This window comes from Sphingopyxis sp. OPL5 (genome assembly GCF_003797775.2).
GTDB lineage: Bacteria > Pseudomonadota > Alphaproteobacteria > Sphingomonadales > Sphingomonadaceae > Sphingopyxis.
Genome location: NZ_CP060725.1, coordinates 1,005,188 through 1,031,839, shown reverse-complemented (window position 1 = coordinate 1,031,839; position 26,652 = coordinate 1,005,188). Strand labels below are relative to the sequence as shown.

Sequence of the window (26,652 nt, the reverse complement as noted above, 5' to 3'; positions counted from 1 at the left end):
CATTTGGCGACGAAGCGCTTATGGTCAAGTCATGAGCACGCCCGGACCCGTACAAAAAGAGATGGAAAGCCTGCTGACCGCGGCCTTTCCCGACGCCGATTTCGCCCTCAGCAACGACAGCGCCAAACATCATGGCCACAGCGGCGATGACGGCAGCGGCGAATCGCATTTCAGCCTGACCATCGAATGGTCGGGCTTCGCCGGCCTGAACCGCGTCGCGCGCCAGCGGGCGGTGAACAAGGCGCTCGGCGACCTTCCCGGGCAGCGCGTTCATGCGCTCGCGATCCGGGCGACGGCGCCGGGAGAGGGGTGATGACGGACAAGGTCAATCTGGCGGAGGCGTTCGCGAGCTTTCACGACCATTGGAACCCGCGCGTTGCGGGCGACATCAACAATTTTCAGGTCAAGCTGGTGAAGTTCGCGGGCAAGTTCGACTGGCATCACCATGATGCCGAGGACGAACTGTTCCTCGTCATCGCGGGACGGATGAGGATGGGGCTGCGCACCGGCGACGTGATCGTCGAACCCGGCGAGTTCATCATCGTGCCGCACGGAACCGAACATTGTCCCGAAGCGCTCGACGGCGAATGCCAGGTGCTGCTGCTCGAACCCGGTTCGACGCTGAACACCGGCAATGTTGAAACCGAAAAGACGCGAAAGACGCTCGAAAGGCTGGACTGACCGATGGAGATCATCACCCCCTCGAGCCACGACCTCGGCGCCTTCGAGGTACGGCGGACCTTGCCGAACAAGACGCGGACGATGGTCGGTCCCTTCATCTTCGTCGACCAGTTCGGTCCGGCGCATTTCGACATCGGCAAGGGCATGGACGTGCGCCCGCATCCGCATATCAACCTCGCCACCGTCACCTATTTGTTCGAGGGCGCGATCGAGCATCGCGACAGCCTCGGCACGCTCGCGACCGTTCGCCCCGGCGCCTGCAACCTGATGACCGCGGTTAGCGGCATCGTCCATTCGGAGCGGACCCCCGCGGCCGAGCGCGCAAGCGGATCGGGCATTTCGGGGATGCAGACCTGGCTCGCGCTGCCCGACGGCAAGGAAGAGATCGACCCGGCGTTCGAACATGTCGCAAAGGACGATTTGCCGCTGGTCGAGGACAGCGGGGTGTCGGCGCGGATCGTCATGGGCAGCCTGTGGGGCAAGACCTCGCCGATCACCCAGCATGCCGCGACGATCTACGCCGATATATTGATGCTCGCGGGTGCAACGATGCCGATCGAGGCCGATGCCGACGAGCGTGCGGTGCTGGTGGCGCTTGGTGACGCGAGCCTCGATGGCGAAAAGCTCGACCGCTACAGCCTCTATATCCTCAAACCCGGACAGGCGATGACGCTGCGCGCCGACAGCGATGCGCGGGTGATGCTGCTCGGCGGCGAAGCCTTTTCGACGCCGCGCCATGTGTGGTGGAATTTCGTCAGTTCGAGCCGCGAGAGGATCAACCAGGCGAAGCACGACTGGAAGGATCGCAAATTCCCGCTCGTTCCCGGCGACAGCGAGGAGTTCATCCCGATCCCCGAGGTGCCGAACACGGTCAGCTATCCCTAAGCCTGCCGCAGGTGCGTGCCGGCGCGGCATTGGTTTGGGAAGCGGGCGTTCGTAATCCTCCCTGTCGCGAAGCGATGGGGAGGTGGCAGCGGCTTTAGCCGCTGACGGAGGGGCCGACGCCGTCAGGCGTCGTGCAAGTTTTCGGCCCCTTCCACCACCGCCTGCGGCGGCGGTCCCCCTCCCCATGGCTTCGCCACAGGGAGGATCCATATGACCGCAACCTCCCAAAAGCCGACTTCTCCGGCGAAAAGGCTTTCCTAAAAAACATCGGCATGATCTATCCTGTCGGATGACCATGTCGCCGGCCTCGCGGAATAGATCGTCCCTATCTCGCCTGACCCGCTTAAAGTCACAAAGGCCACATTTTCTGCGCATCCATGCGGGGCTTTTGTGCCCTTAAGCCGGGTTTCGGACCTTCGGTGCCACGGCCGTCGCAACATGGCTTGCCAGTCTCGCCGATCCCCGCCATCTCGTTGCGAAACGCAACTCAAGGGGGCACAGGATGGCCGGCGATTTCGAGCAGCAGCGGGTGAAGCTTTCGACCGGGGTCGAACTCGACGTCGTCGACATCGGCCCGCGCGATGCACCGGCGCTCATCTTCCTCCACGGCTTTCCCGAATCGCATCGCACCTGGCGGCATCAGCTACCGCATTTCGCCGACCGCTTTCGCTGTATCGCGCCCGACCAGCGCGGTTATTGCGGGTCGTCGAAGCCGCAGGATGCTGCCGACTACACCCCCGACAAATTGATCGCCGACATCTTCGCGCTCGCTGACGCGCTCGGCGTCGAGACTTTCACCATCGTCGGGCACGACTGGGGTGGGGCGATCAGCTGGGGCGTGGCGCTCGCCGGCCAGCCGGGCGGGCTGTATCCGGCGTGGGCCGGGCGCGTCACGCGCGCGGTGATCGCCAACGCGCCGCACCCCGGCATCTTCGGCCGGCTTCTGCATGTCGATCCCGCGCAGCGCGCCGCGAGCCAATATATCCGCCTGTTCCGAGACCCCGCGAGCGACGCGCTGGTCCGCGAACAGGGGCTCGCAGGGCTGCTCGCCAAGGCGTTCGAGGGTCGCCTCGCGGGCACGGTCGCCCCGCCCGAGGAAATCGCGCGGTCGCTCGCCGACTGGGAGGACCCCGACGCCGCTTTCGGCATGCTCAACTGGTACCGCGCCTCGCCGCTCGACGTGCCCGCGATGGATGCGCCTTTCGTCGAGCCGCCCGCCATGCCCTTTCCGAAGCTCGAAATCCCGACGCTCGTCATCTGGGCGCTCGACGACGTCGCGCTGCCGCCGAGCAATCTCGATGGCATGGACGAACTGGTGCCGAACGCGACGATCGTGAAGGTGCCGGGCTGCGGCCATTTCGTGACGTGGGAAGCGCCGGGTGCGGTCAATGCCGCCATGGACGCCTTCCTCGCCTGACGTCCTTCGAAGGAAGCGGCGGGCGGCCCCGGGAGGGGTGTGGGGCCGCCCGCCTCGGGGGTTCTATTTGGTCGTATAGCCCCCGTTGACGAGGATCGTCTGGCCGGTCATCCACCAGCCGTCGGTGACGAGGAAACGGATCCACGGCACGATATCCTCGATATGCGTCAGCCCCGTCGGGCTGAAGGGCGACAGCGCCGCCGCCGTCTTGTGATAGGCGACCGCCTCGGGCCCCTCGGCCGGGTAGAAGAAGGGCGTGTCCATCGGTCCCGGACCGATCGCGGTCACCGAAATCCCGCGCTCGCCGAATTCCTTCGACGCGGCGCGGGTATAATGTTCCACCGGCGCCTTGGTGCCGGCATAGCTCGCATAAAAAGGCGTGTAGGCGCCGAGCAGCGAGGTGACGAGGGTGCAGACCTTGCCGTTGTCGCTGACGTTCCGGCCCGCTTCCTTCAGGAAGAAGAAGGCCGATTTGCTGTTCACCGCGCTCATTTCGTCGAACTCGGCCTCGCTGATTTCGACCATCGGTTTCTTCAGTACCTTGCCGACCGTGTTGATCGCGATGTCGATGCTGCCCATCGCGTCTCTGGCGTCGGCGAACAGCTTCTCGACCGCGCCGGCGGTGGTCAGGTCGGCCTGAAAGGCGAAGCCCTTCGCGCCCGCCGCCTCGATCGCGGCGATGGCCTCATCGGCCTCGGCGCGCGCCGCATCGCTGTTGTAATGGACCGCGATGGCGGCGGCGCCGTTCGCGGCGAAGTCGCGGGCGATGAGGCCGCCGAGATTCTTGGCGCCGCCGGCGATGAGGACGGTTTTTCCGTTGATGTCGTGAATGCTCATGAACTTGGTCCCATGGTTGGAAGAGTGGCATGCCACGCTAGGATCGCCCGCGATTCGAGGCTTTCAGATTCTCCCACAGCTGCGCATAATCGCCCGATGCAGGGGGGACTCACCGCGGCGAGGATCGAGGAACGGCTGGGTGGTCCGGCCAGCTGGGCGATCGAGCGCGATGCCCATGCGCTGATGCTCCACGAAGCGGGAAGCTATCACCGGCTGCAGACATGGCTCGACGGACGCCGCACCTCGCTCGGCGACCCGTTGCCCGGCGAGATGTGGCTGGCGCCGGCCGGGCGTCACTATCGCGGCGTCGCGGAGGGGGGATCGGTCCGCTATGTCGCGGTCGAGATTCCGGCCGGTGCGCTGACGATCACACCCGGCGGGCGGGCGCTTGCCGGTCATGACGACCGCGCGCTGGCGGCGCTGGTGCGCGGGCTCGCGGCGGGCGAGGCCTCGGCGGCGGCGCCGTTGCTGACGCTGCTGGCGGCCACGCTCGACGGTGCGGCGGTGCGTCCCGCGCCGCCGGCGGTCGCGCGGCGGATCGACGCGCTGCTGGCGCTGATCGAAGCGCGGATCGAGATGTCGCTGACCGTCGAGGATATGGCGGCCGAAGCAGGGATGTCGGTCAACAGCCTGATCGTCCATTTTGCGCGCGCGACGGGACGCACCCCGGCCCAATATCTGCTGCGTCAGCGGTTGCGGCGCGCCTGCTGGTATCTGATGAACCGGCCGCTGTCGGTCGCCGAAATCGCCTTTGCCACGGGCTTTTCGAGCCACGCGCATCTGTGCGCGGCCTTTCGTGCGAAGCTCGGGGCGTCGCCGGGCGAATGGCGGCGGCGGAACGCCAGTGCCGCCATCACAGGGGGAGAATGATTATGTCGCACACCGTCATCATGCTGATCGCGGGTGTCCTGCTGTTGATCGTCCTGCGCCTGGCGATCCGCGACACCCGCCGCGCGACGCGGCTGTTCATCCTGCTGTGGCTGATAATCTCGATCGGCAATTTGCTCGTCGGGGTGCTCTACGCCGGTTACGGCTGGGGCGAAGAGGCGGCGATCTGGATTCTCGTTTTCGGCACGCCCGCGGCGGTCGCGGTCGGCGCCGCGCTGTTCGGTCCTAATCCTCGGGCCTGAGCAAGCACCCACTGGTACCCGCGAAGCGCGCGCTGCGCGAGGCGAGCAACGGTACACTGCCGGTGATCGTCTTGGTCGCCGGGTCCTCGGCCAGCGACACCAGTTCCATGCCGGGTTCGAAATCGCTCTGGCAGCTTTCGAGGCTGCGTCCCTGGACGTAGCGGCACGAGCAACCGACCCGCGCGGCATAGGCCGACCCGAGTTCGGCCTGTGCTTTAAACGACGGGAATTTCCAGATCAGGAAAATCGCCGCGAGCACGCCGAGGATCACCACCCACGGCAGGCAGCCGCCCCAGCGGCTCGGGCGGCGCGGTTTGCGCAGCCGCTCGGGCACGATGGGCGACTCGCTCGTCGGCGGCGGTGCCGGTGCCGGGGGCGGCACCGGCTCGGGCGTTGCGGCTGCGGGCGGGTTGGTGTTAGTCACTGGCCCCATGATCACGAAAAAAGCCATGCTGGCAAGTGCCGCGCTCGCGCTGTTCGGTGTCTGGTCGCTGACCCATGCCGCGGGTTCCGCGACGATCGCGCCCGCCGCACCCGGCCCGGCGATCGGCGTGCCGATGCCGAAGGGCGCGGTCGAGACCTCGACGCCGCTGCCCGCGCTGGCGCCTGCGATCAAGGCAAAGGCCGACGCGCTGTTCGCCGATGCCGACGCGGTGGGCGAAACGCGCGCGCTCTATGTGCTGCGCGATGGCCAGCCGATCTACGAACGCTATGGCGAAGGTTTCGGCCCCGACTCCAAATTGATCAGCTGGTCGATGGCGAAAAGCATCACCGCTGTGCTCACCGGCTTCCTCGTCGCCGACGGGCAATTGTCGCTCGACGGCCCCGCGCCGGTCGCGGCCTGGCAGCGCAGCGGCGACCCGCGCGGCGCGATCGGCCTCAAGCATCTGCTCCACATGTCCTCGGGACTTGAGCATGTCGAAAATGGCGACCCGGTGTGGCAGGGCGATACGGTGACGATGCTGTTCGGCACCGGCGCGCCCGACATGGCGGCGTTTGCCGAGGCCAAACCCGCGGCGGCGCAGCCCGACGAGGTCTTCAACTACAGTTCGGCCACCAGCGTCATCCTCGCCGACATATTGGCCGACACGCTGACCCCGTCGAAAAGCCCCGATGCGCGGCGCGAGGCGATGCGCGACTTCATCGGCGGGCGGCTCGCCGAACCGCTCGGCATGACCAGCCTGACTCCTGAGTTCGACGCGGCGGGGACGATGATCGGCGGGTCGATCATGCACGCGACCGCGCGCGACTATGCGAAATTCGGTGAGTTTCTGCGCAACCATGGCGTCGTGAACGGCCAGCGACTGCTTCCCGAAAGCTGGATGAGTTTCATGCTCGCGCCGTCGCCGAGGGACCCCGGCTATGGCGGCCATATCTGGCTCAACCGCCCGCGCCCACGCGGCGCAGATGTCGCCCTATGGCCCGACCGCGGCCCGAACGACCTGTTCGCCTGCATCGGGCATCAGGGGCAATATATCATCGTCTCGCCGTCGCAGCGGGTAACGATCGTGCGGCTTGGCATTACCAAGGACGACCAGTTCCCCGAACTGCGCCGGCACCTCGCCGACCTGACCGAAGCGTTATAGCAGGAACTCACCCACCAGCGTCGTGACGCAGGTGCCGCTGAGCTCGACCATCGCGCCGTCCAGCCGGCACCCGACATGGCCGCCGCGCTTGCTCGCCTGATAGGCGGCGAAACGGTCGCGGCCGAGTTGCGCCACCCAATAGGGGGTGAGCACGCTGTGCGCCGATCCGGTTACCGGGTCCTCGTCGATCCCGGCGCCCGGCGCGAAGCAGCGGCTGACGACATCGGCGCCCGACGGATCGCCGTCGCCACGCGCGGTCGCGATATAGAGCACATCGCCGCCCTCTTTCAGCGCGCGCAAGTCGGGATCGAGCGCGCGGACATTCGCGGCGTCGGCATAGACGATCAGCGCATAGCCGCCGGGGTGCCACAGCGTTTCGACCGGCGCGCCGCCCATCGCCTTGGCGATGTCGGACATCACTTTCGGGGCGGGTGGATAGGCGGGCAGCGCCATCTTGTACCCATCGTCGCCCTCGCGCGCGACGCGCAAGATGCCGGCCTTGCGGGTGCGAAAGCGCATGTCGTCGCGCCAGGGCGCGGCGCTGAGCAGCACATGTCCGCTCGCGAGCGTCGCATGACCGCACAGCGCGACCTCCACCCCCGGCGTGAACCAGCGCAGCTCATAATCGGCGTCGCCGCTTTCGTCGGGGATCAGGAAGGCGGTTTCGGCGAGGTTGTTTTCGGCGGCGATCGCCTGCAGAACATCGTCGGCGAGCCACTCGTCGAGGGGCATCACCGCGGCCGGATTGCCCGCGAACGGCCGGTCGGCAAAGGCGTCGACCTGGGTGATCGGAAAACGGCGCCAGCTCATGGGTAGAGAAGTCCTTTCGACCAGCCGTCACCCTCGCGCACGAACAGCGTGCGCTCGTGGAGGCGATGTTCCCGATCCTGCCAATATTCGATGCGGCCGGGCGTGACGCGCCAGCCTGACCAGCGCGGCGGGCGCGGCACGTCCTGTCCCTCGAACCGCGCCTGCATGTCCGCAAAGCGTGCCTCGAACGTCGCACGCCCGTCGAGCGGGCGCGACTGATCGCTGGCCCAGGCGCCGAGCTGGCTGTCGCGGCTGCGCGTCGCGAAATAGGCATCGGCGGTGGCGTCGTCGACCGGGGCGACCGGCCCCTCGATCCGGATCTGGCGGCGCAGTGATTTCCAGTGAAAGAGCAGAGCGACATGCGGATTGGCGGCGAGTTCGCCCCCCTTGCGGCTGTCGAGGTTGGTGTAGAAGACGAACCCGTCGGGTCCATGGCCCTTGAGCAGTACCATGCGCAGCGACGGATGCCCGGCGGCGGTCGTGGTCGCCAGCGCCATCGCATTGGCGTCATTCTGCTCGCTGGCCCGTGCTTCGGCGAACCAGGCGTCGAACTGGGGGAAAGGGTCGTTGCTCATGCGCGCGCTTCTAATGCGACGCGCGGGCGCGGTCGAGCGAAAGACGCGCGATAAGGGGAACTTGACCGCCTTCCACCCCGTTCCCACATCGCGACGCAATCGGGCCTTTCCGGCCAACATCTTATCGGGCTATTGGAGCAGCATGGCAGATCCCTATTCCACCCTTGGCGTCGCAAAGAGCGCAAGCGAAGCGGAAATCAAATCCGCGTACCGCAAACTCGCCAAGGAATTGCACCCCGACAAGAACAAGGACAATCCGAAGGCGTCGGAGAAATTCTCCGACGTCACCAAGGCCTATGACATCTTGTCGGACAAGACCAAGCGTGGCCAGTTCGATCGCGGCGAGATCGACGGCGAAGGCAATCCGGCGATGCCCTTCGGCTATGGCGGCGGCGGTGGATTCCGTGGCGACCAGCGGAGCGGTCCTGGCGGGTTCAGCGGCTTCGGCAACGAAGGCAGCGATTTCGGCGGCATTTTCGACGAGTTGTTCGGCGGGCGCGGCGGCGGTGGCGGGGGCGGCGGACCGTTCGGCGGTTTCGGTGGGCGCAGCGCGCCGCCGCAAAAGGGCGCCAACGTCTCCTATCGCCTTGGCGTGTCCTTCGTCGATGCGGCAACGCAGGCACCGCAGCGGATCACGCTGGCCGACGGCGGTACGATCGATCTGAAACTGCCCGCCGGGGTCGAGACGGGAACGCAGATGCGCCTCGGCGGTAAGGGGCAGCCGGGGCCGGGCGGCCATGGCGACGGTATCGTGACGATCAGCGTCAAGGACCATCCCTTCTATGTCCGCGACGGGGCGAACATTCGCCTCGACCTGCCGGTGACGTTGAACGAGGCGGTGCTGGGGGCGAAGATCAAGGTGCCGACGGTCGATGGTCCGGTGATGCTGTCGATCCCCGCCGGTTCGACCTCGGGCAAGGTCATGCGGCTCAAGGGCAAGGGCTTCAGCCAGAAGAATGGCGAGCGCGGCGACCAGCTGGTGCGGCTCGTCGTCGACCTGCCCGCCGGCGATACGGCGCTGACCCAATTCGTCGGCGAATGGACCGACGCGCGTGCCGTACGCGCGGACCTTGGCGTGTGATGCGTGGCTGAGGCGACCGAGAAGAAGATCGTCGCCGAACTGGAGCGCGAGGTCGCCCAAGAGGTGGGCAAGGAGTTCCTCGCCGAAGGTCATTCGCCGCATTCGCCCGAAGCCCGCGCCGAGCGTGCCAAGCGCGTCAAGCTGCGTGCGCGGGCGCAGGGGGTCATCGACCGCGGGCGTGAGACGCTCGGCCCCGGCACCCGCGTCTTCCGGATTTTACGCCGCGTCGTCGTCGGCACCTATACCGACGGTTTCATCCACGCGGGCAATCTCGCCTACCTGGCGCTGATCGCGCTGTTCCCCTTCTTCATCCTGCTCGCCGCCGCCTTTTCGATCTTCGGCGGCAGCGTCGGCGGCGAAGCGGCGATCGAGGCGGTGTTCTCGACGATGCCGCCGACCGTCGCCAAGGCGCTGTCGGGCCCGATTCGTGAGGTGATGACCGCGCGCACCGGCATTTTCCTGTGGCTCGGCGCGCTCGTCGCGCTGTGGACCGTGGGCAGCCTGATCGAGACGGTGCGCGACATATTGCGCCGCGCCTATGGCACCCATTTTTCCAAGGGGTTTTTCCACTATCGGCTGTTGTCGATCGGCATCATCACCGGCGCGGTCGTGCTGATGCTGTTGTCGTTCAGCATGCAGGTGCTGATCGTCGGCATCGAACAATTCGTCACCCGGGTGCTGCCCGAACGCTTCCAGTCGGTCGGGGTGGTAGCCATTTCGCGCGGGGTGTCGGGCGCGGGGCTGTTCCTCGCCATCTATATGCTGTTCTACAGCCTGACCCCGTCGAAATATCGCCGCAAACAATTCCCCAAATGGCCGGGAGCGCTGTTCACCACCCTGTGGTGGATCGGGGTGACGCTGGCGCTGCCGCCGCTGCTCGCCAGCCTGCTCAGCTATGACGCAACCTATGGCAGCCTCGCGGGTGTCATGGTCGCACTGTTCTTTTTCTACCTCGTCGGATTGGGTATGGTGATGGGCGCCGAATTGAACGCCGCGCTCGTCGAGGTTGAGGATTTGGGCCACGACGCTATTGGGCGCGTCGACGATATCATTATTGAAAAGACCGGAGACACAAAATGACGGGTCTGATGCAGGGCAAACGCGGGCTGATCATGGGGCTCGCCAACGACAAGTCGCTCGCCTGGGGCATTGCCAAGGCGCTGCACGGCGCGGGCGCCGAACTGGCGTTCAGCTATCAGGGCGACGTGATGCTCAAGCGCGTGAAGCCGCTCGCCGACGAGCTTGGCTGCGATTTCCTGATCGATTGCGACGTGTCCGACATGGACAATCTCGACGCCGCCTTCGCGACGCTGGCCGCGCGCTGGCCGACGATCGATTTCGTCGTCCATGCCATAGGTTACACCAACAAGGAAGCGCTGCGCGGGGCGTATGCCGATGTCACGCTGGACGATTTCCTGATGACGATGAACATCAGCGTCTACAGCTTCACCGCGGTCGCGAAGCGCGCTCAGGCGATGATGACGCCGTTCGATCCCGAAACCGGCAAGGGCGGCGGCTCGCTTTTGACACTCAGCTATTATGGCGCCGAGAAGGTGATCCCGCACTATAACGTCATGGGCGTCGCCAAATCGGCCCTCGAAACCAGCGTCAAATATCTCGCGAATGACTACGGGCCGCAGGGGGTGCGCGTGAACGCGATCTCGGCGGGGCCGATCAAGACGCTGGCCGCGAGCGGCATCGGCGATTTCCGCCTGATCCTGAAATGGAACGAGTATAACGCCCCGCTGCGCCGCAACGTCACCATCGACGACGTCGGCGGCTCGGCGCTCTATCTGCTCAGCGACCTCGCGAGCGGGGTCACCGGCGAAACCCATCATGTCGATGCGGGCTATCACACCATCGGCATGAAGCAGGAAGATGCGCCGGACATCGCGCTGGCTTAAACCCCTCTCGCCTTGAGGGAGAGGGAGGGGCCCGTCGCGAAGCGATGGGAGGGTGAGAATATGACCACCACGATAAGGCCCGCGACCGCAAAAGACGCCGACGCCATCGACACCGTCATCCGCGCCGCCTTCGCCGGCACCGATTTCGGTCATCAGGGTGAAGCCGAACTGGTGTGGATGGTGGGCGAGGACGGCGACACGCTGGTGTCGCTGATTGCCGAACGGGGCGGCGCTGTCGCCGGGCATGTGCTGTTCAGCCGGATGGCTATCGAGGCCGACGGCGCCGCGCTATCGGGTGCCGGTCTCGCGCCGGTGTCGGTTCTACCCGAACTGCAGGGGCAGGGCATCGGCGACGCGCTGATCCGCGCCGGGCTCTACGCGCTTCGCGAACAAGGCGTGGCGATCAGCTTCGTCCTCGGTCATACCGCCTATTACCCCCGTTTTGGTTATTCGCCCGACCTCGCATCGCGCTTCGCATCGCCCTTTGCAGGGCCGCATTTCATGGCGATGATGCTGGACTCGCACGCGGCTTGGCCGCTAGGCGGACGGGCGGACTATGCACCCGCATTCGGTCGCTTGGGGTAGGCTATGAGTTTCAACAGCTTCGGACGCGTCTTTCGCTTCACGACCTGGGGGGAAAGCCATGGTCCCGCGCTCGGCGCTGTCATCGACGGCTGCCCGCCGCGCCTGTCGCTCAGCGAAGGTGACATCCAGCCGTTCCTCGACAAGCGCCGCCCCGGCCAGTCGCGCCACACAACGCAGCGGCAGGAGCCCGACCAGGTGCGCATCCTGTCGGGGGTGTTCGAGGGCAAGACCACCGGCACGCCGATCAGCCTGATGATCGACAATGTCGACCAGCGATCGAAGGACTATGGCGAGATCGCGCAGGCCTATCGCCCCGGCCACGCCGATTATGCCTATGACGCGAAGTATGGCATCCGCGACTATCGCGGCGGCGGCCGGTCGAGCGCGCGCGAGACCGCGGCGCGGGTCGCCGCGGGCGGCGTCGCGCGGCTGGTGATCCCCGAAGTGCAGATCCATGCCTGGGTCGCCGAAATCGGCGGTGATGCGATCGATCCGGCGAACTTCGACCTCGAGGAAATCGACCGCAATCCGTTTTTCTGTCCCGATCCCGCCGCGGCGCAGCGCTGGGAAGGGCTGATGGACTCCGCACGCAAATCGGGGAGCTCGCTCGGCGCCGTCATCGAATGCGCCGCGAGCGGCGTCCCCGCCGGCTGGGGCGCCCCGATCTATGCCAAGCTCGACAGCGACCTTGCCGCCGCGATGATGGGGATCAACGCCGTCAAGGGCGTCGAGATCGGTGCGGGTTTCCACGCGGCGCGGCTGCGCGGCGAAGAAAACGCCGACCCGATGCGCCCCGCGAGTGACGGCAGCAATCGCCCTGATTTCCTGTCGAACAACGCCGGCGGCATCGCGGGTGGCATCTCGACCGGCCAGCCCGTCGTCGTGCGCGTCGCGTTCAAACCGACCAGCTCGATCCTGACCCCGGTGCCGACGATCAACAAGGCGGGCGAGGCTGCCGACATCGTCACCAAGGGCCGCCATGACCCCTGCGTCGGCATCCGCGGTGCCCCCGTGGTCGAAGCGATGATGGCGCTTGTCCTCGCCGACCACAAGTTGCTGCACAGAGCCCAAAACGGCTGATGCCCTAGTGGAGTTCGTTGCCGCATTTGTCGCGGAGCAAAAGGCGGTCATCGGCCTCTTTGTGCTCGCGGGCATGTTCGCGGCCTTTGTCTGGGAACGCTTTTCGCCCTCGGTCGTCGCGGTGGCGGGGGCGGGCACGATGCTCGCGCTCGGGCTGCTCGACGAAAAGGGCGCGTACAGCGTCTTTTCGAACAGCGCGCCGCTGACCGTCGGCGCGATGTTCATCCTGTCGGGCGCGCTGATCCGCACCGGGGTGATCGACAAGGTCGGCAATTATGTCGTCGACCGCGCGCGCAAACACCCGCGCCTTGCGGTACTCGAAGTGTTCGGCGGCGGCCTGCTCGTCTCGGGTTTCATCAACAGCACCCCCTTTGTCGTGGTGATGATGCCCGTCTGTTTTCGGCTCGCCGAGGCGCTGGGGGTTTCGCCCAAGAAATTGCTGATGCCCTTGTCGGTGATCGCGGTGCTCGGCGGCTGCCTGACGCTGATCGGCACTTCGACCAACCTCGTCGTCGCCGGAATCGCCGAACAGGCGGGGATCGAACGCTTCGGGCTGTTCAGCATCACGCCCTATGGGCTGGCGGTCGCTGCGGCGGGTGTCGTCGGCTTGCTGATCATGGCGCGCTTCCTGCCGTCCGATTACCCGCGCATCGCCGAAAAGGCCGACGGGACCGAGCAGCTTTATCTCACCGAACTGGGGCTGGCGGAGGATGATCCGGCGGTCGACATGGCGCTGGAGGCGGCGAGCCTTGGCGTCGCGCCCACGCAGATCGTCGGCGTGATCGCGGGAGGGCGTTTGGTTACGGGAGGCGATGCTCAGAATCATCGCCTCGCGGCGGGCAACCGGATCGTCGCGCGGCTCGACGGCGCGACGCTGATGACGCTGCGCAACGAGCGGCGTTTCGCGATCGGCATCGGCGAAAGCCCCGATCCGGACTCGACCGTCGTCGAGGTGACGGTGGCGCCCAGCCATCGCTCGATCGATCGTCCGCTCGCTGAAATTCCCTTTCTCCAGCGCCAGCGCGTCCGCATCCTCGGCGTCTCGCGCTTTCGCCATCTGCCGGGGCCAACGCTGTCGGAAAACCGCATCCGCGCCGCCGACCGGCTGCTGGTCGATGCCGACGAGGCGAATATCGTGCAGTTGCGCGACAATCCCAATCTGATCGGCCTCGCCATGGCCTCGGCCACGGCCTTCCGCCGCCGCCGGGCGTGGATCGCGATGCTGGTGATGGCGAGTGCGGTGCTGCTGTCGGCGACCGGCATCATGTCGATCGGCATCGCGGCGTTCATCGGTGTCGCCATCGTCCTCCTCACGCGCTGCATCGACGCGTCGGAGGCGTGGGGCAGCATCGATGGCGATGTGTTGATCCTGATCTTCGCGATGCTCGCGGTCGGCGCCGCGCTCGAACAGGCGGGAACGGTCGCCTTGATGGTCGGCGCGCTCGACCCGATCCTGATCGGCGCACCGCAATGGGCGGTGATCGCGATCGTCTATTTCTCGGCGCTGCTGCTATCCGAACTGCTCAGCAACAATGCCGTCGCGGCGCTGATGGGGCCGCTGGTCATCGGGATCGCGCAGTCGACGGGGGTGGCGCCGCAACCGCTGCTGATCGCCTTGATGCTCGGCGCATCGGCCTGTTTCGCGACCCCGGTCGGATATCAGACCAACACCCTCGTCTATGCCGCGGGCGACTATCGCTTTATGGATTTCGTACGCATCGGGGTGCCGCTCAACATCCTGACAGGCATCGCCGGGGTGCTCGCCTTGAGCTTCTGGACCCCTTGATCGCGCCATCCGGCAACATGCGATTGCCCCTCGTCGGAGGGGCTGTTACCCCACCCGCATAAAATCCGGCGAGCCCGGAATCAGGGAGCATTTTTTCATGGCAAAACGCCTGACCTTATTCATTCTTGTCGGCATGGTGCTGGGCATTATCGCCGGCGCGATCGGACATGCCCAGATTGGCGCCGACAAGGACGCCGCGGCGACGATCGCCGGCTATTTCAAGATTTTGCCAGACGTCTTTCTCCATCTCATCAAGATGATCATCGCTCCGCTGGTGCTGGCGACGATCGTCGCGGGCATCGCCAATATGGGGGACAGCGCCGCGCTCGGCCGGATCGGCCTGAAGTCGTTGTTGTGGTTCATCGGCGCCAGCTTTATGTCGATCACGCTGGGTTTGCTGCTCGTGAACCTGCTTCAGCCGGGGGTCGGGCTCGATCTGACGCCGACCGCGGAGATCGGCGAAGTGAAGACCTCGGCGCTCAACCTGCGCGACTTCATCTTGCATATCTTTCCCGAATCGATCTTCGGGGCGATGGCGGCGAACAATATCCTCCAGATCCTCGTCTTCTCGATCTTTGCCGGCGTGGGTCTGTCGGCGCTGGGCGAGCGGGGGGCGCCGCTGGTCCGCGCCGTCGATGTGCTTGCCGAATTGATGCTGCAGGTCACCAACTATGTGATGCTTTTCGCGCCCTTTGCGGTGTTCGGCGCGCTCGCCGGCGTGATCACGGTCAACGGACTCGGCATCCTGCTCGACTTCCTGCGCCTGATCCTCGAATTCTACCTCGGCCTCGCCTTGCTGTGGATGATCCTGTTCGGACTCGGCGCGATCTTCCTCGGCAAGCGAATCCTGACGTTGGCGCGCTATATCGTCGAACCGCTGCTGCTCGCCTTTTCGACCGCGTCGTCGGAAGCGGCGCTGCCCAAGCTGTTCGAACAGCTCGACCGCTTCGGCGTCCCGCGCCGTGTTTCGGGCTTCGTCCTGCCGCTGGGCTACAGCTTCAATCTCGACGGCTCGATGATGTATATGAGCTTTGCGACGCTCTTCATCGCGCAGGCCTATGGCATCGATCTGTCGGTCGGCACGCAGATACTGATCCTGCTCACGCTGATGGTGACGTCGAAGGGGATCGCGGGCGTGCCGCGCGCGAGCCTGGTGGTCATCACCGCGACGCTGACCCAGTTCGGCCTGCCGGTCGAGGGCGTCGCACTGATCCTGGGGATCGACCAGTTCCTCGACATGGGCCGCTCGGCGACCAATGTCGTGGGCAATGCGGTCGCAACGTCGGTCATCGCCAAGTGGGAAGGCATGCTCGAAGTGCCCGAACCGGCCGATGCTGAATGGCCACACGCCCCTGCGCATACGCCGCACCATGGAACCCGCGGGCTCGATCTTCGTGATGATGATGGGGAGGGTGACAGCAAGCCAGCGGCCGGATAGCGTGTAGGCGCAGTTTCTGGCCGTCCCACGGGGGCGAGCAAGGAGCTGAACATGGCCGGCGAAGCAGCGATGGACGAGGCGGAGCGCGAGGGTCTGCGCGCCCGCCGACTGCAATGGCGGATGCTGATCGGCTTCGTCGCTGGCCTGCTCTTCGGCCTCGCGGCGCATTATGGCACGTCCGACGCGGCGTGGGTCGATACCGCGACCTATTATCTGGGCAAATTTGGCGAGATATTCCTGCGCCTTCTCTTCATGCTCGTCATCCCGCTGCTGGTGTCCGCGCTGATCGTCGGCGTCGCCGAAATGGGCGAAATGCGGGCACTCAGGACGGTCGGACTGCGAACGCTCGTCTACACCGTCATCGTGTCGTCGATCGCCGTCGCGATCAGTCTGCTCGTCGTCAACCTGCTACAGCCCGGCGGGGGCGTCGATCCGGAACTGGCCCGGTCGCTGATCGCCGAGGGCGCCGATCGCGCGGGCAGCATCGTTCAAAGTAGCCATGAGGCGAAGACCGGGGCAGACGCGATCGTCGCCATCGTCCCCAGCAACGTCTTCCTCGCGATGACCGAGAATGACGTGATCGCGGTCATGTTCTTCGCGCTCTTTTTCGGCATCGGGCTGATGCTGGTGCAATCGCCACAGACCCGGCAACTCAAGACGGTCGTCGAGGGGGTGTTCGAAGTCGCGATGAAGCTGATCGGCCTCGTCATCCAGCTCGCGCCGATCGCGATCTTTTGTTTCATGTTCAATCTGGGGGCGCAGTTCGGGTTCGACCTCCTCATTCGCCTGTCGGCCTTTGTCGGCGTCGTGCTGCTCGCGCTGTCGATCCAGATGCTCGTCGTTTTCCCGATCATCCTGAAAATCTTCGCCGGAAAATCTCCGGTCGCCTTTTTCCGCGAAACGCAGGAGGCCTCGATGATGGCCTTCGCGACCGCCTCGTCGAACGCGACCTTGCCGACGGCGCTGCGTGTCGCGCACGATCGGTTGCGCCTGCCCGACCGCGTCGCGCGCTTCGTGTTGACGATCGGAGCGACCGCGAACCAGAACGGCACCGCGATGTTCGAGGGCGTGACGGTGATCTTCCTCGCGCAATTCTTCGGTGTCGACCTGACGCTGCAGCAACAGATTTTCGTGATGCTCGTGTGCATTCTTGGCGGGATCGGCACCGCGGGCGTGCCGGCGGGATCGCTGCCGGTGATCGCGCTGATCCTCGCCTCGGTCGGGGTGCCGCCCGAGGGGATCGGGCTGATATTGGGCGTCGACCGCTTCCTCGACATGTGCCGCACGACGCTCAACGTCGTCGGCGACCTCGTTGCCGCGACGGTGGTGTCAAAGGGTGTCGCGGCCACGCCGGCGGCGCCGCGCGCCGCCGGCTGACGTCGGTTCAGTCCTCGCGGACGCGGTTCGGTCGGTCGGCGGGGCTCACCCGCGTCGACGGCGACGGGCGCGGCGCGCTCGCAGCGGGTGGTGCCGACCGGACGGGCGGGGCGGCCTGCGACGGCGCCGGGCGCGGGGCGGTCCCTGCGCCGCCACCGGAACGCGGCGGCATGCCCATCGATCCGTTGCCGCCGGTATTGCCGCCGGGATTTCCCTGCCATTGCTGGCGCGGGCGACCGCCGCCGTTATTGCCGTCGGGTCGCGACGGGCGTGTGTTGCCGACCCCGCGATCGGGGCGGCCGGGGCGGATCGGCACCGTCCCCGTCGGCGGAGCCGGATTGCCGTTGCCGGCGCCGGGCCGCGGCGGGCGTGTGCCGCGCGGTCCGTCATTGTCGCCGCGGCCTGGGCCACCCCAGCCGCCGGGACGACCGTTGCCGCGCCCGGGATCGATCGGGTTCGTGGTCGTCGGCGGATTGCCGGCGCCCGTTCCGGGGCGCAGCGGGCGGGTGCCCCGCGGTCCATCATTGTCGCGATCGCGCCCGTCCCAGCCGCCGGGGCGGCCACCGGGCCTGCCATCGCCGCGCGGTCCGTCGCCGCGGCCCGGACGGTTGCCGTTCCAATGGCCGTCCCCGCGTCCGCCATGATGTTTCCACCAGGCGCGGCGTCCCCCCCAATAGTTCAGATACTGGCCGCGCAGCGGATAGCGGTTGTTGTAGCTGTCGAAGAGCCACAGGCCCGAACCGGGGTAATAATAATTGTCGTACCAGCCGCCGCCGAAGCCGATGTTGACGAAGCCCGCGCCATAATCGCCGCCGTCGTAGCAGTCATAACCATAGCCGTCGTCATAGGCATAAGGATCGGCGTCGTAATAATCGTTGCCATATTGCGCGACGCAGTCGTTGCCGGCGTAGCTCGACCCATAGCCATTGACGTCGCCGTAATAGCAGCCGCCGAGGCTGGTCGTCGCCAGCGCGCCGAGCGCGATCCCGAGGGGGCGGCGAAGGAAGTTGGCCATGCTCTTGTCCTTGGTTGCGGACTGCCGGGGCAGTCCGACCATCATGGCCGCCAATTTGCGTGAGTCGAGTTGAATTTGCGGTGAATAGAGTCGCAGCGGCGACAGGACGTTACTTGCATCAATGTCAGTAGTGCGATACCCAAAGGACGACAGCCCTTTGACGAGGATCTCCCACGATGAACGCCCCCGCCAAAATCACATGGTCCGAAGCGCGCTTTGGTTCCGACACGCAGCACTGGCTGCCGCGCAACGACGAAAGCCTGCTCGATCATATCCCGGGCGAGGATGGCCTGCCTTTGCTCGGCACGACGCTCGACCAGCTCAAGGACCCGCAGGGCTTTTCGCGCCGCATGGTCGCCAAATATGGCAAGGTCTATCGCACCAAAAGCTTCGGCGGGCGCAGCGTCGCGATCCACGGGCCCGAGGCGAACGAGCTGGCGATGTTCGACCGCGACAAGAATTTCTCGTCCGAGCAGGGCTGGGGGCCGGTGCTCAACCTGCTTTTCCCGCGCGGGCTGATGCTGATGGATTTCGAAAAGCATCGCGCCGACCGCAAGACCTTGTCGGTCGCGTTCAAGCCCGAACCGATGCGGCTCTACGCCGACAGCCTCAATGCCGGGATCAAGGTGCGCGTCGCGTCGTGGAGCGGGCAGACGTTCAAATTCTATCCCGCGATCAAGCAGCTGACGCTCGACCTTGCCGCGACCAGCTTCCTCGGTATCCCCTGGGGTCCCGAGGCGGAGAAGATCAACAAAAGCTTCGTCGACATGGTGCAGGCGTCGATCGGCATCGTCCGCCGCCCGCTGCCCTTCACCGCGATGGGGCGCGGTGTCGCGGGGCGCAAATATCTGGTCGATTATTTCAGCCGGATGGTCCCCGAACGCCGCACCTCGGACGGCGAGGACATGTTCACGCAAATCTGTCAGGCGCGCGACGAGAATGGCGATTATCTGAGCGTCGAGGCGATCGTCGACCATATGAATTTCCTGATGATGGCGGCGCACGACACGATCACCAGTTCGATCAGTTCGATGGTCTGGCTGCTCGCCAAGAACCCTGAATGGCAGGACCGACTCCGCGAGGAAATGCTGCGCGTCGCGCCGGCGGGCGAGGGGGTCGGACATAATGCGCTGAACGAGCTCGAACTCACCGAATGGGCGTTCAAGGAAGCGTTGCGGATGATCCCGCCGGTGCCGAGCATCCCGCGCCGCGCCCTGCGCGATTTCGAATTCGGCGGCTACACCATCCCTGCGGGCACCAGCGTCGGGGTCAATCCCGGCTACACGCACATGATGCCCGAATATTGGCCCGAGCCCGAGACCTTCGACCCGATGCGCTTCTCGCCCGAGGGGGCGAAGGGGCGGCACAAATATGCGTGGGTGCCCTTCGGCGGCGGCGCGCATATGTGCCTGGGGCTGCACTTCGCTTACATGCAGGCGAAGATCTTTTTCCACCATGTGATCACGACGCACCGCATCAGCGTCGCCGAGGGTTATGACCCCGACTGGTATATGTGGCCGATCCCGCGTCCCAAGGACGGCTTGCTGGTGACGTTCGAGAAGCTCGCCTGATTCCCGTCATTGCGAGCGAAGCGAAGCAATCCCCAGCCATCAGTCTTGCGCAAGGCCGATAGCTGGAGATTGCCGCGTCGCCTCCGGCTCCTCGCAATGACGGCCGGCGAACCGCCCGCTAGCCGCGAATAAACAGGTTCCGAAGCCAGGGCGCCCGCTCGCGCGTCGCTTCGCGCCAGTCGGTCGCTTCGCCGGCATCGGGCGCCGCGCGGCGGGGGTCGATCAGCTTGAGCCGCGCGGTGCGGAATGATGCGGGGTTATAGGTAACGAGCGCCAGCCCATGTTCGAGCGCGGTCGCCGCGAGCAGCGCGTCGCGATCCTGATCGAGCGCCAGCGCGGCGCGGCGGCGAACGACGGCCAGGTCGACCGCGATGATGCGCTCCTCGAACGCCGGCAGCAACTGGTCGTCGATCCAGCTTCGCCACGCGGCGCCCACCGCCTTGCTTTGTCTGGCCGCCAGCGCGGCGGCATTGTCGAGTTCGACCAGCGTCAGCGCCGACAGGAATATCGCATGGCGCGATGTCCGCTGCGCCCACGCCGCGAGCGCCGCGCTTTCGCCGGCGATGCCGGCATGGCGCAGGTCGAGCGCGACCTCGGCATCGAGCAGAAACATCAGCCGCGCCCCCGGCTGGCGAGCGCTTTGCGCAAGGGCGTGCGATCGAGCGCGACCTCCCCCGGCGGCGCGGCGAGCAGCTGCACGATCGTCTCGCGCTCGCCGCTCAATTGCCGCCAGGCATCGATGCTGATCAGGACATGGGTGGGGCGGCCGCGATCGGTGACGAACACCGGCTCGATCGCCGCGAATCGCTTCGCGCGACTCACGTCCTGGTTGAATTCGCGGCTGGTGACCCGCTTCATTTCGCCATTTTCCTCATATGTCTGGTAGCGCTACCGGGATCGTTCACATGTAGGTATGTTACTACACTGTTACCGGCCCGCAACAGAAATGATCCTTTGCCCGGAAATCGACCAGACAGGGCGCGCCCAATCATTGCGCCGATCTTGCGCCCGTGCCGCATTCATGTCTCCTGATGATGGGAATGGAGCGTATCGGTGGTTTTCGAACCGTACAGGCGCCAGAGGGGAGACGGTCATTGGTATCAGATATGTTCGCGGAATTGTGGCGCGCCGTCGGCGATGTCATGGGCAAGCACGGACCGGCGGTGGACGCGGCGCAGAGTTATGCGCCCTCCGACTACAGCATCCATTTTTTCCTGCAGATCGCGGTGATCCTGCTCGTCTGCCGCATCGTCGGCTGGCTCGCGAACCGCTTTTTCGGCCAGCCGCAGGTGGTGGGTGAGATGATCGCGGGCGTGATCCTCGGCCCCTCGTTGTTCGGCCTCTTCTTCCCCGACATCCAGGGCGCGCTCTTCCCGAAGGAAACGCGCAACATGCTCTATGTCGGCGCGCAATTCGGCGTCGGCCTGTACATGTTCCTCGTCGGCACGACGCTGCGCCTCGACCATTTCCAGTCGAAGGCGAAAAGCGCGGTCGGGGTGTCGGCGGCGGGCATCGCCGCGCCGTTCCTGTTCGCGGCGTTGATCACCCCCTTCCTGATCGGCGTTCCGGGGCTGTTCACCGAGGGACTGGGCCAAGGCCCGGCGACCCTGTTCATGGGCGCCTGCATCGCGCTCACCGCCTTTCCGATGCTCGCGCGCATCATCAACAAGCGCGGCCTCGCCAATACCTCGCTGGGCACACTGACGCTGACCGCAGGGGCGTTCGACGACGCGGTGTCGTGGTGCGTGCTGGCGGTCGTGCTGGCGACCTTCGGCGCCGGACCCGGTGTTGCCCTGCTCGCCATCGTCGGCGGGGTCGGCTTCGCATTGTTCATGTTCTTTATCGGCCGCAAGCTGCTGGTCCCGCTCGGCCGCGCGGTCGAGGCGAAGGGCGAACTCACCCACGCGTTGCTCGCCGTCGTGCTGATGCTTTACGCCATGTCGGCCTTCTTCATGGACGCGGTCGGCATCCATGCGGTGTTCGGCGGTTTCCTGCTTGGCGCCTGCATGCCGCGCGGGCTGCTCACCGAAGAGATCAAGAAGAAGATCGAGCCGATGACGGTCGTCTTCCTGCTGCCGATGTTCTTCACCTTCTCGGGCCTCAACACCCAGCTGACGACGGTGAACAGCCTGTCGCTGCTCGCGATCGCGCTCGGCATCCTGCTCGTCTCGATCGCGGCGAAGTTCGGTGCCTGCTGGCTCGCGGCGCGGCTCGCGGGTGAGGACAATCGCACCGCGATGGGCATCGGGGCGCTGATGAACGCGCGCGGGCTGATGGAACTGATCATCATCAACATCGGCCTGCAAAAAGGCATCATCGGTCCGACCCTGTTCGCGATCATGGTGCTGATGGCGATCGTCACCACCGTGATGGCGGGGCCGCTGTTCGAAATCGTCTACGGCCGCAAGGCGCGCGAAACCGGCGAACTCGGCGCGCTCGGCATCGAGGCGCCGGACGATGCGCAGCCCGCGACGCCTTTGGCCGCCAAGCCGGCCTGACCCATCCCTCCTGCCTCCCCCGCCTTTGGCCCCGCGCTGAAGGCGGGGAGGATTTTTGGAGCTTCCGATATGAAGAGACTCTGGATGGCGGCGCCGCTGGCGCTGCTCAGCGGCACCGCGTGCGCGCAAGAGGTGACGGTCAAACCGCTGATCGACGCGCGTCTGCGCTACGAGGCGACCGAGCAGGACGGCCTCGCCGAAAAGGCCGACGCGCTGACGCTGCGCGTGCGCCCCGGAGTGCAAGCCACCAAGGGACGCTGGTCGCTGCTGGTCGAGGGCGAGGCCAATCTGGCGATCGCCTATGACTATAACGACGGCACCAACGGCAAGACGACTTTCCCGCTGATCGCCGACCCGCCGAACCTCGAACTCAATCGCGCGCAGCTTCGCTATGCCGGCGCGAACGGGCTGGCCTTCACCGCCGGCCGCCAGCGGATCGAACTCGCCGACCAGCGCTTCGTCGGCTCGGCGGGCTTTCGCCAGAATGAGCAGACCTATGACGCGGTGCGTCTGCAAGTCGGCAAGCCGACGGGCCTCAGCGCCGATCTGACCTACAGCTGGAGCGTTAGGACGGTGAACGGGCGCAACGGTGCAGGCACGCGCCCGCAGGCGATCGGCGGCGACAATATTCTCGCGGTCGTCGGCTATGGCGCCCCCATCGGTACGGTGAGCGGTTTCGCTTATCTGGTGGATCAGGACGAGGTCGCGGTTCAGGGCTATCGACTGGCGAGCCAGACCTGGGGGCTGCGCTTCGTGGGCAGCCAGTCGCTCGCGAAGGATGTCAAACTCACCTATGTCGCGAGCTGGGCGCGGCAGAGTGACTGGCACCGCAACCCGAATGACTATGCCGCCGATTACTGGCTCGCTGAAGTGGGAGTGAGTGCTGGCGGGTTAAGCGCCACCGGCGGTTACGAAATACTCGGGGCGGATGGCGGCGCGGCGTTCACCAGTGTCCAGACCCCGCTCGCGTCGCATTTCCGCTTCAACGGCTGGGCGGGAAAATTCGTCACCACGCCGCCGAACGGCCTGCGCGATCTATACGCGAGCCTCGGCTATGGCTGGAAAAAGACGGCGGGCTTCGATGCGGTCGGCGTCACCGGCGTCTGGCACCATTTCGACAGCGACCGCGCCGACCAACATTATGGCGACGAAATCGGGCTCGCGCTCACCGCAAAGCGCGGCCGCACCGGCGGCTCGGTCCGCTATGCGCACTACCGCGCCGACGCTTTCGCGACCGACACCGACCGGCTGTGGCTGACTCTCGAGTGGGCGCTCTAGGCGGTCAGGCGTAGGACGCGGCGTTGATCTGGTCGACCAGCGCGCGGTGCGACGGCAGCTCGTGCGCTGCCTGGGCGCCGAAGCTGCGGATGCGGGCAAAGATGCGCTCGGCCTCGGCGACATCGGGGAATTCCTCGCGCACCGGGGTCAGGTCGGTGCGATATTCCATGCCATAGAGAATATATTGGTAGTTGAAGAAGGCGAAGCTTTCGAGGTCGAGGATGAAATCGAAACGGCCCGGCGGACGATAGCGCCACTCGTCGAGCAATTCTTTCAATCGGTCGGGGATCGACGCCGGGTCGGCATTGTCGCGCCAGAAGGGTTCGTCGCGGCGGCTGAGGCAATAATGGAGCTTCAGGAAGTTGACGATATTCTCGTAGCGCGCGGTCATCAATTCGTTGAAGCGCCGCGCTGGCGCCGCGACCGGACCGCCGAGCGGAAACATCTCGGCGATCATCGCCGCCGCGGTCTCGATCGTCACCAGCCCCGTCGATTCGAGCGGCTCGAGGAAGCCGCCCGACAACCCGACCGCGACGCAATTTTTCACCCACGGCGTCGGGCGATACCCCGCCGCGAACGGAATGCTGCGCACCCCGACGTCCTGACTGCGCCCGCCGGTATAGCCCGACAGGATGTCGGCGGCGCGATCGTCGCTCAGATGGTCGCTCGAATAGACGCAGCCGACCCCGCGCGCGCCAGCGAGGCCGATGTCCCACGTCCAGCCGCCCTCATGCGCCGCGGCGATCGTATAGCTTTCGAGCGGCGTGTCGGGGGCGTCATAGGGAATCTTGCACGCCAGCGCGCGGTCGGTGAACAGCTGGTGCTTCACGCTGCGGAACGGCGCGCCCAGCGCGTCGATCAGTTCGGCGCGGAAACCCGAACAGTCGATGTAAAGATCGGCGGTTAGCACCCCATGCTCGGCGGTCACGACATGGTCGATCGCGCCGCTTTCAGCGTGCAGCGCGACAGCGGTCAGCGTGCCCGGCAGGTGGTCGACGCCCAGCGTCCGCGCCTGGTTCGACAGCACCTCGGCCAGCCGCGTCGCGTCGAAATGATAGGCATAGTTCAGCGGCCCGCCGAACGCTTCCTCGCCCGGCCGCTTGGGCGCACGCTGCGCCTCGGCGACGCGGTTCTGGATCGTCATCGCCTCGGCGAACGGCCGCCGTGTCGCCTCGTCCTGGAGCAGCCAATAGGAAACCAGGCTGTGCCCGTCGCCATGATAGGGCGCCTCGAATGGGTGGAGGAAATGGCTCGACAGGCCATCCCGCGGCGTGCGGACCCAGTCGTCGAAACGAATGCCCTGCTTGAACGTCGCCGATGCCCGGCGCACGAACTCGCTTTCGTCGATGCCGATATATTGCAGCGTGTTGCGGATCGTCGGAAAAGCGCCTTCGCCGACCCCGATGCTGCCGATCTCGTCCGACGCGAGCAGCGTGATCGACAGCCGCGGGTTGCGCGCGAGGTCGAAAAACCGCGCGAGATAGGCGGCGGTCAGCCAGCCCGCGGTGCCGCCGCCGACGATCAGGATCGAGCGCTTCGCCATGGGAACGCTATCACGCGCCCCGCGACTTTCAACAAGCGGTAATTTGGCGCTGGAACGGGCGGTGCCGCGCGGGCATTGGACAAGGGTGAAGAGTTTTCGTCCTTATCTGATCAGGTTCGCCGTCGCCCTGCTGCTCGCCATCGCTGCGATCTACGCGATGCAGTGGCTGCGCGATCATCCGCAGCATGACCCCACCGCACGCTTCGAACTCGGGCAACCGCAAGGCTGGGCGACCCATCGCAAGCTGGTGGGGCTGGCCGGCGACGATAGCGCCTGTTTCGCCGCTTTCGATCGGGCGAAGGCGGGGTATGAGCACCGGCCGGTGGTGGGGCAGGGCGTCTGCCGCGCCAGCCAGCGCATGGTGCTGACCGGCAATCGGCTCGTGCCGACGATGCGCCCCGCAAATGTCGCACCCGGCTGCGCGGTGACTGCGGCGATGGCGCTGTGGAACCGCGACGTCGTCCAGCCGCTGGCGCAAAAGCATTTCGGACAGGCGGTGGCCGAACTCGAAAATCTGGGCAGCTACAACTGCCGCAAGATCGCGGGGAAACAGGCGCAGAGCCAGCATTCGACCGCCAATGCGATCGACATATCGGCCTTTGTTCTTGCCGACGGGACGCGCATCACGCTGGTGGGCGACTGGAACGACGGCGATGCACGCAGCGAATTCCTGCACGCTGTGCGCGACGGGTCGTGCGGCCTGTTCAGCACCGTGCTGTCGCCCGACTATAACAGCGCCCACGCCGACCATTTTCACCTAGACATGGCGAAGCGGACTGCCGGCTGGACGGTGTGCCACTAGAGTCGCGGCACCAGCATCCCGACCTTTTCCCGATAGGCTACATAGTCCCCGCCGAAGGTCGCGACCAAGTCGCGTTCCTCGAACCGGATGGCGATCAGCATATAGGCCGACATGCCGACCGCGAAGAGCAGGTGGCCGACGCTCATCCGCGGCGTCGCCCAGAAGGCGATGAAGAAGCCGGCGTAGAGCGGATGGCGGACGATCTTGTAGAACAAGGGCTGGCGCAACTGCGGCGCGGCGGCCGCCCGCTCGCGCAGCGCGAACCACGCCTGTTGCAATCCGAACAGCTCGAAATGGTTGAGCAGGAAAGTGCTCAGCAGCACGATCGCCCAGCCGCTCGCGAACAGCGCCCACAGGATGCCGGCGCCGATTCCGTTCTCGACCGCCCACACCGTCGCGGGCAGCGCATACCAGCAGCCGAAGAGCAGGATCAGCACCAGGCTGGCGAGCAGGACATAGGTGCTGCGTTCGATCGGTGCGGGCATGACGCGCGTCCAGCGCGCCTTGAACCCCCGCCGCGCCATGACGCTATGCTGGATGCCGAACAGCGCGATCAGCGCGATGTCGATCGCGACTGCCAGCCCCGATGGCGCGGCGCGCGCCACGTCGATCGTGACCGGGACGACCGGCAGGTTGCCGACGAAGGCGATAAGGTACAGGAATGTCGCGACGAATATCGCGTAGCAAAGGGCCGCATAGGCCAGATAGAAGGCACGAACCATGACGCTCCCCCCTCATTTGACGGGGAAACTTAGCATGTCCGGTGCAAAAAT

28 protein-coding genes are annotated in these 26,652 nt (G+C 65.9%); 19 read left to right on the top strand and 9 right to left on the bottom strand.

The genetic code is table 11. From position 1 onward, the window contains the following. The first annotated feature begins 31 nt into the window (after positions 1-31). From EEB18_RS05075 to EEB18_RS05060, 4 genes are all read left to right on the top strand, one after another. Positions 32-313, top strand: a complete 282-nt coding sequence (locus tag EEB18_RS05075; protein ID WP_262408131.1) for a BolA family protein — start codon at positions 32-34, stop codon at positions 311-313. Next, positions 313-681: a cupin domain-containing protein gene (locus tag EEB18_RS05070; protein ID WP_187141713.1), complete on the top strand. Its 369-nt coding sequence runs from the start codon at positions 313-315 to the stop codon at positions 679-681. The genes EEB18_RS05075 and EEB18_RS05070 overlap by 1 nt, the downstream gene beginning before the upstream one ends. A gap of 3 nt (positions 682-684) precedes the next feature. Next, positions 685-1,566 (top strand): pirin family protein, encoded by an 882-nt coding sequence (locus tag EEB18_RS05065; protein ID WP_187141712.1) that lies wholly within the window; start codon positions 685-687, stop codon positions 1,564-1,566. A gap of 502 nt (positions 1,567-2,068) precedes the next feature. Beyond that, on the top strand, positions 2,069-2,983 hold the full coding sequence (locus tag EEB18_RS05060; RefSeq protein WP_187141711.1) for an alpha/beta fold hydrolase: 915 nt from the start codon (positions 2,069-2,071) through the stop codon (positions 2,981-2,983). Positions 2,984-3,046: 63 nt separating this feature from the next. Here EEB18_RS05060 and EEB18_RS05055 read toward each other — a convergent pair whose 3' ends face one another. Further along, positions 3,047-3,820 carry an SDR family oxidoreductase gene (locus EEB18_RS05055; RefSeq protein ID WP_187141710.1) on the bottom strand — a complete coding sequence of 258 codons (774 nt, stop codon included), beginning with the start codon at positions 3,818-3,820 and terminating at the stop codon, positions 3,047-3,049. 96 nt (positions 3,821-3,916) lie between these two features. Here EEB18_RS05055 and EEB18_RS05050 point away from each other — a divergent pair, with 96 nt between their 5' ends. Next, positions 3,917-4,690, top strand: a complete 774-nt coding sequence (locus EEB18_RS05050) for a helix-turn-helix domain-containing protein (protein WP_187141709.1) — start codon at positions 3,917-3,919, stop codon at positions 4,688-4,690. A 2-nt stretch (positions 4,691-4,692) separates the two neighbouring features. Further along, positions 4,693-4,950 carry a hypothetical protein gene (locus EEB18_RS05045; RefSeq protein ID WP_187141708.1) on the top strand — a complete coding sequence of 86 codons (258 nt, stop codon included), beginning with the start codon at positions 4,693-4,695 and terminating at the stop codon, positions 4,948-4,950. On the opposite strand, the gene EEB18_RS05040 is transcribed toward EEB18_RS05045, so the two are convergent. Further along, positions 4,934-5,383 (bottom strand): hypothetical protein, encoded by a 450-nt coding sequence (locus EEB18_RS05040; protein WP_187141707.1) that lies wholly within the window; start codon positions 5,381-5,383, stop codon positions 4,934-4,936. The genes EEB18_RS05045 and EEB18_RS05040 overlap by 17 nt on opposite strands. Between EEB18_RS05040 and EEB18_RS05035 the strand changes: the two genes are divergently transcribed. Further along, complete coding sequence (locus EEB18_RS05035) at positions 5,382-6,536, top strand: serine hydrolase domain-containing protein (RefSeq protein ID WP_187141706.1); 1,155 nt, start codon at positions 5,382-5,384, stop codon at positions 6,534-6,536. The two genes, EEB18_RS05040 and EEB18_RS05035, sit on opposite strands and share 2 nt — an antisense overlap. Here the strand turns inward: EEB18_RS05035 and EEB18_RS05030 are convergent. Next, positions 6,531-7,346 carry a PhzF family phenazine biosynthesis protein gene (locus tag EEB18_RS05030; protein ID WP_187141705.1) on the bottom strand — a complete coding sequence of 272 codons (816 nt, stop codon included), beginning with the start codon at positions 7,344-7,346 and terminating at the stop codon, positions 6,531-6,533. The two genes, EEB18_RS05035 and EEB18_RS05030, sit on opposite strands and share 6 nt — an antisense overlap. After that, positions 7,343-7,921 carry a pyridoxamine 5'-phosphate oxidase gene (gene pdxH / locus EEB18_RS05025; protein ID WP_262408130.1) on the bottom strand — a complete coding sequence of 193 codons (579 nt, stop codon included), beginning with the start codon at positions 7,919-7,921 and terminating at the stop codon, positions 7,343-7,345. The genes EEB18_RS05030 and pdxH overlap by 4 nt, the downstream gene beginning before the upstream one ends. A gap of 142 nt (positions 7,922-8,063) precedes the next feature. Between pdxH and EEB18_RS05020 the strand changes: the two genes are divergently transcribed. The 8 genes from EEB18_RS05020 (at position 8,064) to EEB18_RS04985 (ending at position 17,172) form a co-directional block, all read left to right on the top strand. Further along, entirely contained in the window at positions 8,064-9,002 is a 939-nt protein-coding gene (locus tag EEB18_RS05020) for a DnaJ C-terminal domain-containing protein (protein WP_187141703.1), read from the top strand. A gap of 3 nt (positions 9,003-9,005) precedes the next feature. Beyond that, positions 9,006-10,082 carry a YihY/virulence factor BrkB family protein gene (locus tag EEB18_RS05015; RefSeq protein WP_262408129.1) on the top strand — a complete coding sequence of 359 codons (1,077 nt, stop codon included), beginning with the start codon at positions 9,006-9,008 and terminating at the stop codon, positions 10,080-10,082. Further along, positions 10,079-10,906, top strand: a complete 828-nt coding sequence (gene fabI / locus EEB18_RS05010) for an enoyl-ACP reductase FabI (protein ID WP_187141702.1) — start codon at positions 10,079-10,081, stop codon at positions 10,904-10,906. The genes EEB18_RS05015 and fabI overlap by 4 nt, the downstream gene beginning before the upstream one ends. Positions 10,907-10,966: 60 nt before the next feature. Beyond that, positions 10,967-11,491: a GNAT family N-acetyltransferase gene (locus EEB18_RS05005; RefSeq protein ID WP_187141701.1), complete on the top strand. Its 525-nt coding sequence runs from the start codon at positions 10,967-10,969 to the stop codon at positions 11,489-11,491. 3 nt (positions 11,492-11,494) lie between these two features. Then, the gene (aroC, locus tag EEB18_RS05000; RefSeq protein WP_187141700.1) at positions 11,495-12,571 is read left to right on the top strand and encodes a chorismate synthase; all 1,077 of its coding nucleotides are present in this window, start codon (positions 11,495-11,497) and stop codon (positions 12,569-12,571) included. Positions 12,572-12,578: 7 nt separating this feature from the next. After that, positions 12,579-14,357, top strand: a complete 1,779-nt coding sequence (locus tag EEB18_RS04995; RefSeq protein WP_187141699.1) for an SLC13 family permease — start codon at positions 12,579-12,581, stop codon at positions 14,355-14,357. A gap of 97 nt (positions 14,358-14,454) precedes the next feature. After that, positions 14,455-15,795 (top strand): dicarboxylate/amino acid:cation symporter, encoded by a 1,341-nt coding sequence (locus tag EEB18_RS04990; RefSeq protein WP_056348885.1) that lies wholly within the window; start codon positions 14,455-14,457, stop codon positions 15,793-15,795. 51 nt (positions 15,796-15,846) lie between these two features. Next, positions 15,847-17,172, top strand: coding sequence for a dicarboxylate/amino acid:cation symporter (locus tag EEB18_RS04985; protein WP_187141698.1), 1,326 nt, complete (start codon positions 15,847-15,849; stop codon positions 17,170-17,172). A gap of 7 nt (positions 17,173-17,179) precedes the next feature. On the opposite strand, the gene EEB18_RS04980 is transcribed toward EEB18_RS04985, so the two are convergent. After that, positions 17,180-18,187, bottom strand: a complete 1,008-nt coding sequence (locus EEB18_RS04980; protein ID WP_187141697.1) for a hypothetical protein — start codon at positions 18,185-18,187, stop codon at positions 17,180-17,182. Positions 18,188-18,363: 176 nt separating this feature from the next. Between EEB18_RS04980 and EEB18_RS04975 the strand changes: the two genes are divergently transcribed. Next, positions 18,364-19,758: a cytochrome P450 gene (locus tag EEB18_RS04975; RefSeq protein ID WP_187141696.1), complete on the top strand. Its 1,395-nt coding sequence runs from the start codon at positions 18,364-18,366 to the stop codon at positions 19,756-19,758. A gap of 118 nt (positions 19,759-19,876) precedes the next feature. Here the strand turns inward: EEB18_RS04975 and EEB18_RS04970 are convergent, their stop codons facing one another. Beyond that, the gene (locus EEB18_RS04970) at positions 19,877-20,371 is read right to left on the bottom strand and encodes a PIN domain-containing protein (RefSeq protein ID WP_187141695.1); all 495 of its coding nucleotides are present in this window, start codon (positions 20,369-20,371) and stop codon (positions 19,877-19,879) included. Then, complete coding sequence (locus EEB18_RS04965) at positions 20,371-20,616, bottom strand: type II toxin-antitoxin system Phd/YefM family antitoxin (RefSeq protein WP_187141694.1); 246 nt, start codon at positions 20,614-20,616, stop codon at positions 20,371-20,373. The genes EEB18_RS04970 and EEB18_RS04965 overlap by 1 nt, the downstream gene beginning before the upstream one ends. Before the next feature lie 248 nt (positions 20,617-20,864). Between EEB18_RS04965 and EEB18_RS04960 the strand changes: the two genes are divergently transcribed. Both EEB18_RS04960 and EEB18_RS04955 read left to right on the top strand, forming a co-directional pair. Next, positions 20,865-22,256 (top strand): cation:proton antiporter, encoded by a 1,392-nt coding sequence (locus tag EEB18_RS04960; protein WP_222943173.1) that lies wholly within the window; start codon positions 20,865-20,867, stop codon positions 22,254-22,256. Between the two features lie 69 nt (positions 22,257-22,325). Next, on the top strand, positions 22,326-23,534 hold the full coding sequence (locus EEB18_RS04955; protein WP_187141692.1) for a hypothetical protein: 1,209 nt from the start codon (positions 22,326-22,328) through the stop codon (positions 23,532-23,534). A 4-nt stretch (positions 23,535-23,538) separates the two neighbouring features. Here the strand turns inward: EEB18_RS04955 and EEB18_RS04950 are convergent, their stop codons facing one another. Beyond that, positions 23,539-25,077 carry a tryptophan halogenase family protein gene (locus EEB18_RS04950; RefSeq protein WP_187141691.1) on the bottom strand — a complete coding sequence of 513 codons (1,539 nt, stop codon included), beginning with the start codon at positions 25,075-25,077 and terminating at the stop codon, positions 23,539-23,541. Between the two features lie 85 nt (positions 25,078-25,162). Between EEB18_RS04950 and EEB18_RS04945 the strand changes: the two genes are divergently transcribed. Beyond that, a complete protein-coding gene (locus EEB18_RS04945; RefSeq protein ID WP_262408128.1) occupies positions 25,163-25,879 on the top strand; it encodes an extensin family protein in 717 nt (238 codons plus the stop codon). Here the strand turns inward: EEB18_RS04945 and mddA are convergent. Beyond that, positions 25,876-26,601, bottom strand: coding sequence for a methanethiol S-methyltransferase (gene mddA, locus EEB18_RS04940; RefSeq protein WP_187141689.1), 726 nt, complete (start codon positions 26,599-26,601; stop codon positions 25,876-25,878). The two genes, EEB18_RS04945 and mddA, sit on opposite strands and share 4 nt — an antisense overlap. Positions 26,602-26,652: the final 51 nt, after the last annotated feature.